Raw genomic sequence first — 15,904 nt, 5'->3', positions numbered from 1 at the left:
GAAAACTTACTCCCTCAAATTCTTTAACTATCTTTACTATAGCAAATATTAAGAGTTTTCCACAAGTACAATTCCGTAAACTGTAATGTAAAGGAAAACAGGGGTAGAGTTTTCCACAATTAAAAAATACATCTGTTAAAACTGTGGAAAAATTAGCCATGGTAGTGGAAAAGTGTCTAGTGACTTGCAAAAAATACTAAAAAAATATATACTATTTCTTGATATGCCAAAGCGAACATTTCAACCACACACTCGACATCGTGCAAGGACGCACGGTTTTAGAGCGCGAGTTTCTACTAAGGCCGGTAGGATGGTCTTGAAGCGACGCCGTTTGAAGGGTCGTGCTAAAATTGCTATTTAATCTAGCGAATAAAAAATCCCGTCGATGTAGGCGGGATTTTTTGATATAATTGTAAAATATGTTACAACAATGTAATCGTTTTCACGGTCATGGTAGTCTGAAATTTGTCTATAAAAATGGACAAGCGGCTCGTTCTTCTATAGCTACTGTAAAATATGTGAAAAACCTATACCGCAGTCATAGTAGATTCGCGGTAGTTGTGAGTAAAAAGGTTTTAAAATCAGCAGTGCGGCGGAACAGAATACGTCGACGGGTTTATGAAATTATTCGCCTAGAACTGCCATATCTAAAAAATGATCAAGACGTTGCTATTATTATATTTTCAGCAGAAGTGTTATTGATGCCACATAAGGATTTAAAACAAGTCATAAAAAATATCCTTTCTCAGGCAAAACTGTATAAATAGTAGTATTTTTGCTATAATCAGGATATGAGTTTTTTTGATGAGTTTATTGTTAGGCCGATTCTTAATCTGTTGATGGCTATCTATAGTCTAATTCCAGATTTTGGTATTAGTATTATTGTCTTTACGATTTTAGTAAGGTTATTACTATGGCCATTGATTAAGAAACAGCTTCATCAGGCAAAGGCAATGCGCAAGATGCAGCCTGAGCTGGCTAAGATTAAAAAACAATATGCCAAAAATCCGCAGATGCGTAATTTGGCGATGATGGAGCTATATAAAAAACATAATATAAGCGCGTTTGGATCTATAGGTGTTTTGATTATTCAATTACCGATTTTGATTGCGATGTACCGCGTGGTGCAGATCTTTGTTTCTAGTCGTGCTGATCTGGGTAAATATGTTTATGATTTTGTAAAAAATCTTCCAGTAGCTAATAATCTGGTTAATAATCCAGACCAGTTCAATCAGAACTTCTTAGGTGTTATAGACTTAACTCAGCACGCTGTGTCGAAAGACGGAGTTATTATTGGGCTGTTAATTCTGGCGGGAGTTGCTGCCTATCTGCAATATTTGACCTCAAAACAGCTATCTCCACAGTCGGACAGTAAGCGTAAATTACGAGACATTTTAGCTGAGGCTGGTGGCGGTAAAGAAGCTGATCAGTCAGAAGTAAATGCCATAATGACCCGAAAGATGATGAAATTTATGCCACTAATGATGTTTATGGTGACTATATATCTACCAGCAGCTTTAGCTCTTTATTTGGCAACCGCTAGTGCAGTAGGATATTTACAGAATCATATTATTCTTAAACAAGACTCTTTGGAAATGGAAGCAGTTGCAAATAAAAAGACAGCCTCTCAAAAGTCTATAGCGTCAGCCAAGACGAAAAAACGCGCTAAACAGGCGACAGAAGCGCGAATAACGCGAATCAAGGCTAAAGGTTAAGGAGGGAATATGGATCAAATCGAAACTATTGAATTCGTAAAAAAATATCTGGAAGATTTATTGACATTTTTTGATTTAAACCTGGAAGTTGCTGTAAAAATTGAGGATGGAATTATTATAGCTTCAATTCCGCGTAGCGAACGAAGTAGTATCTTAATTGGTAGGGGTGCGGAAACTCTGCGTAGTATTCAGACCCTTTTATCGACAGCACTTCATCATAAAAAAGCTTCGACTGTTAGGGTGAATTTGGATATCGCTGATTATAAAAAACAGCATGCCGAGAAAATTATTGAAAAAGCACGTGGCTGGATTGAGGAAGTTCGCCGGACTGGCGAGTCAAAGATTGTCAATTTGAACGCGGCTGATCGCTGGACGGTACATCATTTGGCGGGTGAGTATAGCGATATTGAGACGCACTCTGAAGGTGAAGGTCGGGATCGTCAGCTGATTATTAGTCAGAAAAGCTCTTAGGCTTTTTAAAGACCACTTTAGAATAGAGCGTGTAATTCCAGATAAGACTGGCGACAGTGGCGATTAGCTTGCTAATAAGTAGGGCTGCTGGTTTATTTACGCCAATATTTGTGAATATTGGCGTAATAGTGGCAATAATAATTGTTTGGATTACCCATAAACCAAATAGTGTGACGATAGTAAATAGTAGAAACTGTTTTTTTAGATTCTTAGATGTTGATTTGAAAGTGTATTTTTTATTGGCAAAGAAAGAGAACAAAAATGCGACAAAAGTTGATATAAAATTAGCTAATTCTTTCGGGACATTAAAAAGCATCGTTAAGATAAAGAGTATGCTGAAGTCAAGCGCTGTATTAACGCCGCCGACAATAGTAAAACGTAGCTTATCGGCGTGTTTTTTTGCGATTTCCTGCATGATATTCCTCAATTAAATATAACGGTTGATTTTTAGTTTCAATAAATATTCGGCCGACATATTCACCAATTATTCCCAGTGACAGTAGCTGAACGCCGCCTAAGAATAGGATAACCGCCATTAAGGAAGAATAGCCGGCGCCAGTCGAAACTCCGAACAAAGGGCGAACTAAAAGATAGATAATCCAGCAGAAAGCTACGAAGGAAATGATAAATCCAAAGATGGTAGCCATTCGCAGTGGCGCGGTGGTAAAGCTAGTGACACCGTCGATAGCCAAGTTAATTAATTTGCGATAATTCCATTTAGTCTGGCCAGCCAATCTGGGGTCGCGATCGTAAAAAATTTCTTTTTTCCTATAGCCAATCCAGCTGAAAATCGCCTTAGTGTTGCGCTGAGATTCACGAAATTGCCGCAAGGCTTCAACGCAACGCTGATCCAGTAAGCGAAAATCGCCGGTATCAACTTGAATAGGAATACTAGTCGATTTTTGGAGGATTCTATAATACCACTGGCTGGTTTTTTTCTTTAGCCAAGTTTCGCCCTGCCGGCTACTGCGGCGAGCATAGACATCATCATAACCATCTTCCCAATAGGCAATCATCTCTTTTATTAACTCTGGCGGATCTTGCAAATCGGCGTCAATAATCACGGCAGCATCGCCTTCGGCATGGTCAATTCCGGCGAGCATCGCTATTTCTTTACCGAAGTTGCGCGACAGATTGATATAACTGATGCGTGTATCTTTCTGGGCTTGATCGGCAATAATATATAAAGATTCATCGACGCTGCCATCATTGATGAATAGAAATTCAAATTTGTAATTGGGAGTATTTTTTGCGACGTCATCTAAGCGATCAAATAGCTGAGGAAGGACGGATTCTTCGTTGTATACTGGGACAAGGATGGTGATTGATTTCATTTCGCTAAGAATATTACTTTATCCTGAAAAAACGCTTAAATTTCAGCAGTCCGGTTTGATTGGGTAACGGCCCATCGTGGATAATACTGCGGATGTAGTTGACAGAGACTTTGCGGTTTTTTTGAATAGACCAGCGTTTATGGTAAGCAGCAGGTTTACGAATTATTGAGGCTAATATACCTTTGAAAGCTGGCCAGCCGTTGCCGTGGCGGAAAGCGCTAGCAAAAATCAGCCAATATGTTAAGAAAAAGCGCAGGCCAATATACCAAAATAACTTCCCTGGAACGTTTTTAATGAAAACTAACGGCAGGTTTTTAAAGGTATTATAAACGGCGAGACCAGGCACTTTTTTGCTGCTGGCGCCAACCTTATGATAAGCGATGGCTTTGGGCGTAAAGCGGACCTTCCAGCCGGCTAGTTGGGCGCGAAAACTGAGGTCGACATCTTCGTAATACATGAAAAAATCTTCGTCGAACATATCGATATCGTCAAACATTGCCGCGCGATAAATCGCTCCGCCGCCAGTCGCGCCAAAAACTTCACCAGTTTTGTTGGGTGCATTTTTTATAGGCTCATCGCGGTTTCTTGGGCCAGGTAGACCCCAGGTAGTATAGAAATCGCCGGTTGTGTCGAGAGTTTTACTGTTGCGACGCTGTAAAATTCCAGTTGTAATGCCGCATTTTGGATGACTAGATAGTTCGTCAACGAGTGCTTGACACCATTCTTTATCGGCAATTGCGTCTGGATTCAGCACGCCAATATACTCGAAACCTTGTTTGCGTGCATAAACCAATCCGGTGTTAATTCCGCCAGCAAACCCTAGATTTCGTGGGTTTTTAATTAAAGTAATGTCTTCTCTTTTATGTATTGAAATATATTTCTCAAATACGGAAACAGAATTATCGCTACTATTATTATCCACGACGATGATAGTAGGTTTTAAAGTTTGCTTAGTTAGAGATTCGATGCACTCTATGGCGTCATCAGACCCATTCCAGTTCAGTACTATAATTGCAAGTCTATTCATAATACACTAACTATTATATACTAGAATAGTGATGTGGAAACCTCTAAACTTTTTAGGTCGTCAAAACCTTATATTATTAAGAGAACTTATTGTAACTGATTTTAAATTAAGATATCAGGGCTCGGTTTTAGGCTATGTATGGAGTGTACTAAAACCGCTGTTTCTGTTTGCTATCCTGTATGTTGTTTTTGTACACATACTAAGATTAGACAGGGGAATACCTCATTTTCCCGTAACAATGCTGTTAGGTATTGTTCTGTGGTCATTCTTTACAGAAGCGACAAGTAATGGACTAGGGTCTATCGTTAATAGGGGAGATTTGATTAGAAAATTAAATTTTCCAAAGTATATTATTGTAATATCAGGAACAGTATCTTCTTTAATCAACTTATTTATTAATCTAGGCGTAGTTCTAATATTTATTCTGTTAAATGGCGTAAGCCTTTCTTTCTCGGCACTATGGATTATTCCTCTTATTATCGAGTTATATATATTTTCTTTAGGTATAGCATTGTTGTTATCTGTATTTAACGTGAAATATCGTGACACTAGCTATATTTGGGAAATCTTTCTGCAAGCGGCTTTTTACGCAGCTCCGATTATTTATCCTTTACAAATGGCACTAGAGCGCAGTCGTGTGGCAGCAGAGCTACTTTTTATTAATCCAGTAACGCAAATTATTCAAGATGCTAGGTATGTATTGATAAATCAAGATGGTTCGATTATTAGAGCAACTGATTTAATTCATGATTGGCGTATCATAATACCGTGGCTAATAATACTAATTACGGTAATATTTGGAGTTTATTATTTTTCTAAAAAATCACGGTATTTTGCGGAGGATATATAATGATGGCAAAAAATAATATAGTTGAAATCGTCGGAGTAACTAAAACTTTCAGAATTCCAATTGAGTCGGTGAATATGTTTAAGCAGAAAGTTGTAGGCTTTTTGTTGAGAAAAAAAGGCTATAGAGACTTTACTCCGCTAAAAAACGTTTCTTTCAGTATTGAAGAGGGTGATTTTTTTGGAATAGTTGGTAAAAATGGGTCTGGTAAAAGTACCTTATTGAAATTAATAGCAGGTATATATACACCTAATAAGGGTCATATACGCACAAAAGGTAAATTAGTTCCTTTTATCGAATTAGGTGTTGGATTTAATCCTGAATTGTCCGGCAGGGATAATGTATATTTGAATGGTGCACTTCTAGGATTCAGTCGAAAAGAAGTTGATGAAATGTACGATGATATTGTTGATTTTGCTGAAATGCATGATTTTATGGAAGAGAGGCTGAAGAATTATTCAAGTGGTATGCAAGTTCGCTTAGCATTCTCTATTGCGATAAAAGCTAAGGGTGACATTTTAATGCTTGACGAGGTTCTGGCGGTTGGCGATGAGGCATTTCAGAAAAAATGCTATGCTTATTTTGATAAATTAAAGCGTGAAAATAAGACTGTCATATTAGTGACTCACGATATGGGAGCTGTAGAGCGTTTTTGCAATAAAGCTGTACTAATAGAGAACGGCAAAGTAAAGATACAAGGAAAACCTCATATAGTTGCCGCTGCATATAGCATGAGTAATCAATTAGAACACGCAAAAACACATAATTTTAATCGATCATCCGCACCTTTTGATGTACGCATATACGATAGTCAAGGTAAAGAGAATAATTCCTTTAAGTATAATGAACAGATTACAATTAAATTATCTTGGGAGCAGCCTAACGTAAAGAATATCGGAGTTGCTATATTTAGAGAAAATGGAGAATATGTATTTGGCCCTAATACCTATCAGGATCAATATAAAATTAAGCACAAAAACAAAGCAGAGTATACAGTTAAGTTGAACCTTAATGAGGGGGATTATTTTATAAAAGCTGGCTTAACTGGAAAAAGAGATATAGACACTATAGCTTTTATAGAAGAAGGTCCTCATTTTTCAGTTCAACGGGATTATGAAAGTGGGCGTTGGGGTGGTGTTACTAAATTAGACCATACGTGGAAATAGAGGGATGCTGAATTATTTAAAAAATATCATAAAGCGCAGGAGATACCTTTATAATTTTATATTACTAATAATGGCGCCGTACAGGAGATATCTTGATACGCAACAGAGAAAAATCTATGAAAAATGGGAAAATAGACAAACACACAATCAGCCTATAAATAAAAAAATAGACAAACAACCTCTTATCTCTATTATTGTTCCGACGTACAATACCCCAGTTAAATACTTGAGGGATATGATTAAATCAGTTGAAGGTCAATCTTATGATAATTGGGAATTGATTATTGTTGATGATGCCTCACCTAATGATGATGTAAAACATGAGATTAGAAAGATTGCAAAAAACAATACGAAAATAAAGCCTTTTTTTCTAAAAACTAATCGACACATAGCAGGGGCAACAAATTATGGTATTAATAAAGCTAATGGTGAATATATAGGGTTATTAGATCATGATGACATGCTACATAAAGATGCTCTTCTATTGGTTGTTAATAAGATAAATGAATTGCCTGGCGTAAAATTTATATATACTGATGAAGTTAAGCTTGATGAGAAAGGGCGACAGTATCAGCCATTTTTTAAGCCTGATTGGAATATTGATTTTTTGCGATCAATAAACTATATTACACATTTTGCTATAATCCAGCGCGATTCTCTAATAGAACTGGGAGGTGAAGATGGCGTATACAACGGAACTCAGGACTGGGAATTATTTTTGAGGGCAACGCGAACACTAAAATCAAGTCAGATTGCTCATATACCGAAGATTCTTTATTATTGGCGTGTTCATAATAATTCTACGGCAGGAAACCTAGATGCAAAACCTTATGTTATTGGTGCTCAAAAAAAAGCCTTAACGGATGATATTAAAAAGCGTCATATGGAGGCCGAGGTAGTACGAGATTCTTTATATGGCGCTCAGTGGTGTATGCGATATTCTAGCCCTTCTCAACAAGATGTCACTGTAAATAATATATTATTTAGCAGGGATGATAGTGTTGGTAATGTTTTGAGTAGAGAAACTTCAGATGTAATAATATTTTCAAACTCTTCAGTTGATTATTCTGGAGATTATAGTTTATTAGGTGATATATTTAGAGAAGACATTGGTGCTGTAATTCCGCGAATATATGACGAGAGCCAAGTTGTAGGAAATTTAAAGTCTATTTTAGATGAAAAAATCGTGAAATTTATACAGGAATTGAGTAGACGGTCATTTACGAAACACATTTACTTAACCTCGAAATATAATCTTAAAGATGTATGCTCTTCGGTACTATTTATAGAGAGAAAAAAGCTTTCCTTGATTGATCAATCAACAAAGATAGATAGTCAATCGCTAACCAAAGCGCTTTGTAATAAAGGATTTAGGACGCTATATAATCCGTATATAACAATAAAGGAGAACTAGTAATGATACGAAAAGTTAATAATCTTGTAAAGAAAAGTACTGTTATTATAAAGGACGATGGCCTTGTTCGATTTACTAAGCGTACGGCAAAGTATTTATACTATCGTAAGTTTCCCGATAAAAGAAAGATGGAATATAAAGACATATTATTTATAAATGGCTGCACACTGCCTCATCCAGAACGATATCGTGTTGCTCACCAGATGGAACAGCTAATGTCGCAGGGGTTAACTGTTGAGAGCATTTTTTATGATAGATTATCGCTTGATCAATTGAAGTATTATCGCGGATTTGTATTTTTCCGCTGCCCAATAACTGATACGATTCGTGAGTTTATCAAGCAGGCGCATTATTTTAATAAAACCTGTTTTTTTGATATCGATGATTTAGTAATTGACCAGAAATATACTGATTCAATTAAATATGTTCAACAGATGAGCGTCGATGATAAGCAGCTCTACGACGACGGTGTTAATCGAATGCGCGAAACGCTGGAGTTGTGCGATCATGTTGTTACCACGACTACTCAACTGCAAGAGGAGCTACAGCATTACACGAAGGGTGAAGTGTTGATTAACCGCAATGTTGCATCTGATGAAATGATTAAGCTATCTAATTTAGCGCTTGAGGCGGTTAGTAAAGATAATAACAAAATTATCGTCGGCTATTTCAGTGGAAGCATTACCCATAATGAAGATTTCGATCTCGTTATTCCTAGTCTTATTAAAATATTCGAAAAGTATCCGCAAATTTACCTTAAAATTGCTGGCATTCTGGATGTTCCAGACGCCCTTGATCCGTATAAAGAGCGTCTTATTACGTCAGGATTTGTTGATTGGCGAGAATTGCCAGCTGTTATGGCGGAGTGCGATATTGTTTTAGCGCCGCTGGTTGATACGATTTTTAACCGCGCAAAATCTGAGAATAAATGGGTTGAGGCGGCTCTTGTAAAGATTCCAACCATAGCCAGCAATATTGGCGCTTTTGCAGAGAAAATTCAGAATAACGAAACAGGCATACTAGTAAACAATACTGACACAGAGTGGTTTAAAGCGCTTGACTTACTAGTATCAGACTCGGCTTTGCGCGGTAAACTTGCAGATAAAGCTCACGAGGAGATAATTCATAACTATTCGACGGTGTACACTGGCTATAACCTAGCTTCGTTTATTAGGAAGCATTTGGCGCGAAATATCGGTTTTGTTCTGCCGTCGACCGATATTTCGGGAGGAGTAATTGTCGCCTTAAAGCATGCTGATGTACTAAGAAGACATGGCTGGGACGTGACGCTAATTGATGCAGTCAGTAAGCACGCTCTAAAAATTGCTAAGAAAACCTATAGCTATAGATATGAGTTGCCTGGATTTAATGTCGTTGCTACGCACAAAACTAAAATGAAAGCGTTTTTTGACACGCAGGTTGCAACGTTGTGGTCAACTGTTGAGCTAGTTAAGAAGCAGCCTAATGTTCGTAGTCGGCTTTATTTTGTGCAAAACTTTGAAACGGATTTTTATATACCAGGCACTGGTGAACCGCGCTTTTTGGCAAACGCTTCTTACTGCGATCAATCTGGTATACGGTATATTACGATGTCGCTATGGTGTCAGAAGTGGTTGAAAGATGTCTTTCATAAAGAATCCGAGTATGTCTCAAATGGAATTGATCTTGAATTGTACCCATATCGCAAACGTGATTTTACGGGCAAAATAAAGATACTTATTGAAGGCGACAGCAAAAGTGAGTATAAAAATACTGACGAAGCTTTTCGTATCGTTGAGAGGCTTGACCCTGATAAATTTGAGATTTTGTATTTATCATATCGCAAGGAACCAAAAGATTGGTACCGAGTCGATAGATTTTATAATCGTATTGCTCCAGAAAAAGTTGGAGAAGTGTACGCAAGCTGCGATATTTTGATTAAAACTAGTATCGTTGAGAGCTTTTCATATCCGCCGCTTGAAATGATGGCGACTGGCGGCGTATCTGTTGTAGTACCAAATGGTGGCAATGTTGAATATCTAAAAGATGATTACAACTGTCTATTTTATCGCCAAGGCGATATCGATGCGGGCGTTGCAGCTGTCGAAAAGTTACTAAACGATAAAAAACTGCGCGATAAAATCATTAAAAATGGTCAAAAAACTGCTCAAGCTTATCAGTGGAGTAAGCTTGAGCAGCGGATTGTTGATATATACAAATAGAGATTCTATTTTTCAACAAGCTTTATCCTAACAGCTTCAATGTGTGATCCTGGTTTATCGCCGGCAACCTCACCGTTCTTTTTCCACTCTTGCCAACCAATCCATGATAGGTGAGTTTGGTAGTAAATATCATATTTCTTGGCGTCGGTTTCACTGAGGGATAGTTTTATGCCATTGAGCGCTTTTGTTTGGCCGGTAGTGCCGCAGATTTGTTGTTCAGTCACAGGTATATCTGCCGACCAAGGGTCGTTAGCCGATTTTGACGAGCAGCGGATGGTGATGGTCGATCCGTCGCGTTGTGATATAGCTTTGGCAATGCGTAGTGCTTCAACGGCGAACGATCGCCCCGTTGTACCAGACATGACACCCTGGGATACATTTGGTATCCAGCCAACATAGCTGACGTGGGTTGAATAGCTGAGATCATACAAATCTGGGACAGGCGTATTGGCTGGGTTGTAGAATGCGCCGCTAGGTAGGGCGATTGAATTTTTTGGCACTATACGAATCTGGATGGCCTCAAGCTGTCTGGTTGCGCCAGTTGATCCGGCTGGCTCGCCATTTTTTGCCCAACCCATCCAGCCGACATACTGCGAATAAGCACGATACCAGATATCGTATGATTTTGCAAGGTCGCTAGTGAGCATAAAACGAATTGCTTCGACTGATTTGAACTGACCAGTAGTGCCTGATATTTCGTTTGCATTTTTCCAGTCTTGCCAGCCAACCCATGAGACGTGAGACGAATAGCGAAGGTCGCCAGAAATGCCAGTTTTATTAATAAGGGAGGCTTTGACGGCTTCAATCCGACGGCTTTGGCCGGTAGTGCCGCTAATCATTTCATCAGTGACTGCTGGTTGCCAGCCAACCATGCCAACGTGCGAGCTAATTGAGACTGCTAACGGCGAAGAATCTCCCTTTGTGCTAATATTCTTGAAAGCTTGGCCTGAATCTTCTGGGGCGCTAGATCCTTTGTGAACAAGCCGGATTTCTAAGGCCTCTATGTTATTTCCAGGTCCGCCCGTTATGCCGGCTGGCTCGCCATTTTTTGCCCAGCCCATCCAGCCGACATAGCTGACATGCGTGCGGTAGTATAAGTCATATTTTGCAGCAAGCGATCCAGTTGGCTGGATTTTGACTGCTTGAATAGGCCGGTTGAGATCGGTTGTGCCAGACTGCATACCTCCATAGACAGTTGGCTGCCAACCGCGTTCCTCGCTATACGACGAATAGGTAACTTCACCGTCGATACTGAAGGCTTGCATGGATTTGCTCTGGCCGGTAAAGCCAGTAATGCCGCGATTGTGTACTAGTCCAGTCCAGCCATAGTAGCTAATATGCGATTTGAAACTAATGATTGGACGGCTGTACTGGGTCGATCCAAACCAGTCGTTCCAAACGCGCCAAAAGTTACGATTGCCATAAGCGCTGCAATGGTCGCCTAGTCCGTACATATTATTAAGAGCGGCCTGATTTGGTTGATACGGGGTGTAAGTATATAGTGCAGCTGTTGCTTTGCTGGATATATAAACATCTCCAGCGCCACAGCCACTCTGTACTACATTCCATAGGATTGAGTTAGTTGCAAATGGTTTTTTATATTTCCACCAAGGTTTTTCCATGTTATCAAGATACTGACGCATTAGCTGAGCACCAGATTCTACCTGCATGGAAAAACCAGCATAGTTGCGGTCGCAGTTAGCGCTACCTCCAGGGCCGCTATCTGGGCAATGCGAGCCCATGGCGTAAGTATATTGACTCTGCAACGGCCAATTATCTGTGGTGAGTGGGCCGGCCGATTCAGTAGCGATTTTAACTAAAATTACTTTTGGACTTAGATTATTGCGTTTTGCTGCATCATAAATTATCTGTGCAGCACTGACAGCACCTTGTGGAATTGAGCCACTAAAGTTGTTAGCTGGTATATAATCGCCAGGTGAATATTTGGGGACTTCGTAATAATCTTTTAAGCAAATATATGGTGGTCCTGCCCAACCTCTGGATGCTGCATATTGAGCACGCGTAATATCGCCCCTTCCTCTTTCTGTAGCACGTCCTGTTCCGTATGTATCACAACTTGGATTTATGCTATTAAGAAATGCTTGAATGTCAGCAACTGTCATGTCGTCGGAGTTTGTGAATATGAAATCGTCGACTATATTGCCCGCTTTCCAATCGCTAGAAGTGATGGCGCCTGACTGATTGGCAAAAAAAACTAGGCCTAATACACCAATAGCAGTGGCTATTGTTGAGATAAAAATTTTAAATTTTGCCATCATATATCCTTTATCATCTTTTTATTTATAGACTTGCCATTGATGGGTGTTACGGAAAGAGAGATGTCCCAGCTGCCATTGCCAACAGATGAGACAGGAACTGAAAATCCAGCGCAGGTTGAGTATTCTGGTTGATATATAATTTCTGCCTCTTGAGAATATTTCTTTCCATTTACGGTTATTATTAGTAGACATTTACCTTGTGAATATCCCTGTTCTTTTAGTTTTGCAATAATCGTAACATTGCTACCATCTTTATTTGCAGATAATTCTATCGAAGAATTATTTACTGGAACGGGTGCTGGTTTACTTTTTTCAACAGACTTTTTCTTGTCGTCTTTACTATTATCCAAAAAAGAGTCCTTGGTATCCTGATTAGTTTTTTCTTCAGATTTTTTCTCTTGTTGAGTTGGTTCTTTGGAAATATTTAATATGGTGTCTTTTGATAAAATTGATATAACACCAAGCTTATCAAGTGCAAAAACAGATAAGCAGGCTATGACGACAAATACCGCAGAAGTAAATAATATATGTTTTTTTGAAAGTTTTTTCTTTGCGATTCTCATATTTATGATATTTTAACATAAATAAGCATAAGCAACAAGAGTAATATGAAAAAAGATTTATTTATAAGTCCACACCGTCTCAAAAACATAAAACCCAAGCACTAAAGCTAGCCCAAAGAACATAATAAGGTTAAATACCTTGTCATTCTTAGTTCTCACATTAATATACTTCTGCAGCCACAATCCTACCGGCACCAACATAGCTGCTGTTGCTGTAAAATATCTACCCTGAACACCATCCGCATAATACGCTCCCTCGCCAAACCTAAATGGCAATAAGGCCCACGCTGTATACATAGCATACGACACTGCACAAACAAACAACCCAATTGTCGCCAAATTATACACTGCCAATTTACCAGTCTGCTCTCCTAATAACTCCTGGTCTTTCTTGTTGTAATGAAGGAGAGAGAGGAAGAGGAGGGAAAAGAGCGGTATCAACACAAACAAAGGCAGGTGGTATTTAAAGGATGAAAAATCACCAACGCTACCACGTAATACAACATCCGTGTATCCGATAGTTGGGCTAATGTAGGTGTTAAACAGTATGGCAATAAACTTTAATGGATTACTGTGGAGCGGATTGTGCGCTGCGCCTAACGTAAGTAACGGCTGTCCAAATATTTTCTGCCAAATTAGTATGCTAATAATCGCGGCAACACCAGTTACTGTTAATATAGCCCACTTCTGAATATTAAATGGCAGACGTTCGTTTTTGTTGGGTGAGAATAGACGCTTTGGTAAAAACAGAAGAGGAAATAGTAGTAAGGCATTTACAGATTTGGTTAGAGTAAGGAATACTCCTATACAGATAAGAGCGACTGTTTGTTTATGTGATAACTTGTCCTTTTGGGTGAATAGGTTCAAGGTAAAAGCAGTAATTGTAAAGACTGCCACATTTGTCATGCAGTCGCTTGATAGTGAAGCGGCCATATGAACCATAAGAGGGATAAGCCCAATTGCCGTAAATGCCCATTTGCCAACGCGTACCCATTTTATGACGAAAAAGACGGCTACTGAATAAAAAATTATATTAGCAATTCGTCCAAACAGAATAGTTAACCCAGTAGATCCTCCAAATAGATTTGCTATATTAATGCCGATTGCTTGCGGCAGGTGCATAATTGGCGGATAGCCAGATGCACTACTACATTTATCAACATCTAATGTATTGCGGTCTATAGGCTTAGAGTAGTCTGCAGAAAAATTACCTTCGTAAACCGACCCAGCTCTTTTAGCAACATCTTTTGGAAGCGTACAATGTGATCCAGATTCTACGCGGCCTTGAGATATTCCGTAAGCTCGCAGGTAATGCATATTTTCATCGCTTACAGATAACTGAGGGACTAGTATTGCCGACAATACTCCAAAGAACAATGACAAAGATATAAAGACATTTTCAGGCTTTTTAATAAAATATAAGAATAAAGACCAATATTTTTTCATAACTGTTTTTATTCTAGCACATTGTCATGATTAGGATAGCTACTTAAATTTCCACACCGTCTCAAAAACATAAAACCCAAGCACTAAAGCTAGCCCAAAGAACATAATAAGGTTAAATACCTTGTCATTCTTAGTTCTCACATTAATATACTTCTGCAGCCACAATCCTACCGGCACCAACATAGCTGCTGTTGCTGTAAAATATCTACCCTGAACACCATCCGCATAATACGCTCCCTCGCCAAACCTAAATGGCAATAAGGCCCACGCTGTATACATAGCATACGACACTGCACAAACAAACAACCCAATTGTCGCCAAATTATACACTGCCAATTTACCAGTCTGCTCTCCTAATAACTCCTGGTCTTTCTTGTTGTAATGAAGGAGAGAGAGGAAGAGGAGGGAAAATGATGGTAGTAATATAAAAAGTGGCAGCCCGTATTTAAAAGCAGAGAATGCGCCAATCACGCCCCTCAGGATATCGTCGGATACGGGCAGGTTTGGGTTTAGGTAAGTATTAAATAATATCTGGATAAATTTGAGCGGATTGCTATGAAGCGGATTATGCGGTGCGCCAGTGGTGAGTAGGGGTTGTGTGTATACATGAAGCCACGCTATTAAACAAAGGCCTGCTAATATTGCTGCTGCTGAGAGAACCAACCATTTTTGCGGAATAAAAGATATTTTTGATTTTTTATCTGGAACAAAGAGGCGCTTTGGCAAGAAAATGACTGGTGATAATAAGAGTATTGTTACCGACTTTGTGAGAATTAACAAGCAGGCTACAGCAATAATAAGCAACTGCTGTTGTCGAGTTAACGGGCTTTTTTGACTAAAGAAATTTAATGTAGCAGCAATAGCGGTAAAAATTGCGATATTTGTCACACTATCTCCGGAAAGAGACGCTGCCAAATGTATCATTAGCGGAAATAGGCCGGTTGCTACGAATGCCCATTTGCCAACGCGTACCCATTTTATGATGAAATAAAGAGCAAATGAATAAAATATTAGGTTGGCTAATCTTCCGAATATAATAGTTATCCCAAGTGAACCGTGTACGAGATTTGCCAAAATGATACCAATTGTCTGCGGTAGATGCATAATTGGAGGATAGCCAGTTGCGCTACTGCATTTCCCTGTCTCTGTATCGCTACGATTTATAGTTTTCTTATAGCTAGTTACGAAATTATTTACATCTGCTTCTTTTGCTTTTAATACCACTTCTTTAGGTAAAGTACAGGCAACTCCTGATTCAATTTTTCCTTGGGATAGCCCATAGGCCCGCATATAATGTACACCTTCGTCATTGATTGATAGCAGAGGTACGGTGGCTGCCGACAACACTCCAAAAAACAATGACAAAGATATAAAGACATTTTCAGGCTTTTTAATAAAAGATAAGAATAAAGACCAATATTTTTTCATATACTAAGCAAAT

General features: G+C 38.9%; 15 protein-coding genes. 8 read left to right on the top strand and 7 right to left on the bottom strand.

Annotated elements, in window-relative coordinates; all coding sequences use genetic code 11:
* Positions 1–223: 223 nt before the first annotated feature.
* Genes rpmH through TM7x_RS03710 form a run of 4 tightly spaced genes read left to right on the top strand, consistent with a single transcriptional unit; the run spans position 224 to position 2,186 of the window.
* Entirely contained in the window at positions 224–361 is a 138-nt protein-coding gene (gene rpmH, locus TM7x_RS03725; protein WP_010164724.1) for a 50S ribosomal protein L34, read from the top strand.
* Positions 362–419: 58 nt separating this feature from the next.
* Positions 420–767, top strand: coding sequence for a ribonuclease P protein component (gene rnpA, locus TM7x_RS03720; RefSeq protein WP_039327915.1), 348 nt, complete (start codon positions 420–422; stop codon positions 765–767).
* 24 nt (positions 768–791) lie between these two features.
* Entirely contained in the window at positions 792–1,715 is a 924-nt protein-coding gene (locus tag TM7x_RS03715) for a YidC/Oxa1 family membrane protein insertase (protein ID WP_039327913.1), read from the top strand.
* Between the two features lie 9 nt (positions 1,716–1,724).
* On the top strand, positions 1,725–2,186 hold the full coding sequence (locus TM7x_RS03710; protein WP_010164731.1) for a Jag family protein: 462 nt from the start codon (positions 1,725–1,727) through the stop codon (positions 2,184–2,186).
* Here the strand turns inward: TM7x_RS03710 and TM7x_RS03705 are convergent.
* From TM7x_RS03705 to TM7x_RS03695, 3 genes are read right to left on the bottom strand one after another with little or no spacing between them, the layout of a single operon-like run.
* Positions 2,167–2,601, bottom strand: coding sequence for a GtrA family protein (locus TM7x_RS03705; protein WP_039327910.1), 435 nt, complete (start codon positions 2,599–2,601; stop codon positions 2,167–2,169). The two genes, TM7x_RS03710 and TM7x_RS03705, sit on opposite strands and share 20 nt — an antisense overlap.
* A complete protein-coding gene (locus TM7x_RS03700; RefSeq protein ID WP_039327908.1) occupies positions 2,570–3,520 on the bottom strand; it encodes a glycosyltransferase family 2 protein in 951 nt (316 codons plus the stop codon). Before TM7x_RS03700 ends, TM7x_RS03705 begins: the two co-directional genes overlap by 32 nt.
* 13 nt (positions 3,521–3,533) lie before the next feature.
* Complete coding sequence (locus tag TM7x_RS03695) at positions 3,534–4,547, bottom strand: glycosyltransferase family 2 protein (protein ID WP_039327906.1); 1,014 nt, start codon at positions 4,545–4,547, stop codon at positions 3,534–3,536.
* A gap of 31 nt (positions 4,548–4,578) precedes the next feature.
* Here TM7x_RS03695 and TM7x_RS03690 point away from each other — a divergent pair, with 31 nt between their 5' ends.
* From TM7x_RS03690 to TM7x_RS03675, 4 genes are read left to right on the top strand one after another with little or no spacing between them, the layout of a single operon-like run.
* The gene (locus TM7x_RS03690) at positions 4,579–5,397 is read left to right on the top strand and encodes an ABC transporter permease (RefSeq protein WP_039327904.1); all 819 of its coding nucleotides are present in this window, start codon (positions 4,579–4,581) and stop codon (positions 5,395–5,397) included.
* Positions 5,397–6,560: an ABC transporter ATP-binding protein gene (locus tag TM7x_RS04025; RefSeq protein WP_138074108.1), complete on the top strand. Its 1,164-nt coding sequence runs from the start codon at positions 5,397–5,399 to the stop codon at positions 6,558–6,560. The genes TM7x_RS03690 and TM7x_RS04025 overlap by 1 nt, the downstream gene beginning before the upstream one ends.
* A gap of 4 nt (positions 6,561–6,564) precedes the next feature.
* Positions 6,565–7,974: a glycosyltransferase family 2 protein gene (locus TM7x_RS03945; protein ID WP_082001361.1), complete on the top strand. Its 1,410-nt coding sequence runs from the start codon at positions 6,565–6,567 to the stop codon at positions 7,972–7,974.
* A 2-nt stretch (positions 7,975–7,976) separates the two neighbouring features.
* A complete protein-coding gene (locus TM7x_RS03675; protein ID WP_039327902.1) occupies positions 7,977–10,175 on the top strand; it encodes a glycosyltransferase in 2,199 nt (732 codons plus the stop codon).
* Between the two features lie 5 nt (positions 10,176–10,180).
* Here the strand turns inward: TM7x_RS03675 and TM7x_RS03670 are convergent, their stop codons facing one another.
* From TM7x_RS03670 to TM7x_RS03655, 4 genes are read right to left on the bottom strand one after another with little or no spacing between them, the layout of a single operon-like run.
* The gene (locus TM7x_RS03670) at positions 10,181–12,451 is read right to left on the bottom strand and encodes a hypothetical protein (protein WP_158386504.1); all 2,271 of its coding nucleotides are present in this window, start codon (positions 12,449–12,451) and stop codon (positions 10,181–10,183) included.
* Positions 12,451–13,017, bottom strand: coding sequence for a hypothetical protein (locus TM7x_RS03665; protein WP_039327898.1), 567 nt, complete (start codon positions 13,015–13,017; stop codon positions 12,451–12,453). The genes TM7x_RS03670 and TM7x_RS03665 overlap by 1 nt, the downstream gene beginning before the upstream one ends.
* Positions 13,018–13,074: 57 nt before the next feature.
* Entirely contained in the window at positions 13,075–14,463 is a 1,389-nt protein-coding gene (locus TM7x_RS03660) for a DUF2142 domain-containing protein (protein WP_039327896.1), read from the bottom strand.
* Between the two features lie 39 nt (positions 14,464–14,502).
* On the bottom strand, positions 14,503–15,891 hold the full coding sequence (locus TM7x_RS03655; RefSeq protein WP_039327894.1) for a DUF2142 domain-containing protein: 1,389 nt from the start codon (positions 15,889–15,891) through the stop codon (positions 14,503–14,505).
* Positions 15,892–15,904 lie beyond the last annotated feature (13 nt).

This window comes from Candidatus Nanosynbacter lyticus, assembly GCF_000803625.1.
Lineage (GTDB): Bacteria > Patescibacteriota > Saccharimonadia > Saccharimonadales > Saccharimonadaceae > Nanosynbacter > Nanosynbacter lyticus.
The sequence above is the reverse complement of the archived record's forward strand: the minus strand, read 5'-3'. Positions and strand labels throughout refer to the sequence as shown.

Coding starts and splice junctions, on each gene's coding strand:
- rpmH (WP_010164724.1), top strand. CDS start 224: ATGCCAAAGCGAACATTTCAACCACACACTCGACATCGTGCAAGGACG.
- rnpA (WP_039327915.1), top strand. CDS start 420: ATGTTACAACAATGTAATCGTTTTCACGGTCATGGTAGTCTGAAATTT.
- TM7x_RS03715 (WP_039327913.1), top strand. CDS start 792: ATGAGTTTTTTTGATGAGTTTATTGTTAGGCCGATTCTTAATCTGTTG.
- TM7x_RS03710 (WP_010164731.1), top strand. CDS start 1,725: ATGGATCAAATCGAAACTATTGAATTCGTAAAAAAATATCTGGAAGAT.
- TM7x_RS03705 (WP_039327910.1), bottom strand. CDS start 2,601: ATGCAGGAAATCGCAAAAAAACACGCCGATAAGCTACGTTTTACTATT.
- TM7x_RS03700 (WP_039327908.1), bottom strand. CDS start 3,520: ATGAAATCAATCACCATCCTTGTCCCAGTATACAACGAAGAATCCGTC.
- TM7x_RS03695 (WP_039327906.1), bottom strand. CDS start 4,547: ATGAATAGACTTGCAATTATAGTACTGAACTGGAATGGGTCTGATGAC.
- TM7x_RS03690 (WP_039327904.1), top strand. CDS start 4,579: ATGTGGAAACCTCTAAACTTTTTAGGTCGTCAAAACCTTATATTATTA.
- TM7x_RS04025 (WP_138074108.1), top strand. CDS start 5,397: ATGATGGCAAAAAATAATATAGTTGAAATCGTCGGAGTAACTAAAACT.
- TM7x_RS03945 (WP_082001361.1), top strand. CDS start 6,565: ATGCTGAATTATTTAAAAAATATCATAAAGCGCAGGAGATACCTTTAT.
- TM7x_RS03675 (WP_039327902.1), top strand. CDS start 7,977: ATGATACGAAAAGTTAATAATCTTGTAAAGAAAAGTACTGTTATTATA.
- TM7x_RS03670 (WP_158386504.1), bottom strand. CDS start 12,451: ATGGCAAAATTTAAAATTTTTATCTCAACAATAGCCACTGCTATTGGT.
- TM7x_RS03665 (WP_039327898.1), bottom strand. CDS start 13,017: ATGAGAATCGCAAAGAAAAAACTTTCAAAAAAACATATATTATTTACT.
- TM7x_RS03660 (WP_039327896.1), bottom strand. CDS start 14,463: ATGAAAAAATATTGGTCTTTATTCTTATATTTTATTAAAAAGCCTGAA.
- TM7x_RS03655 (WP_039327894.1), bottom strand. CDS start 15,891: ATGAAAAAATATTGGTCTTTATTCTTATCTTTTATTAAAAAGCCTGAA.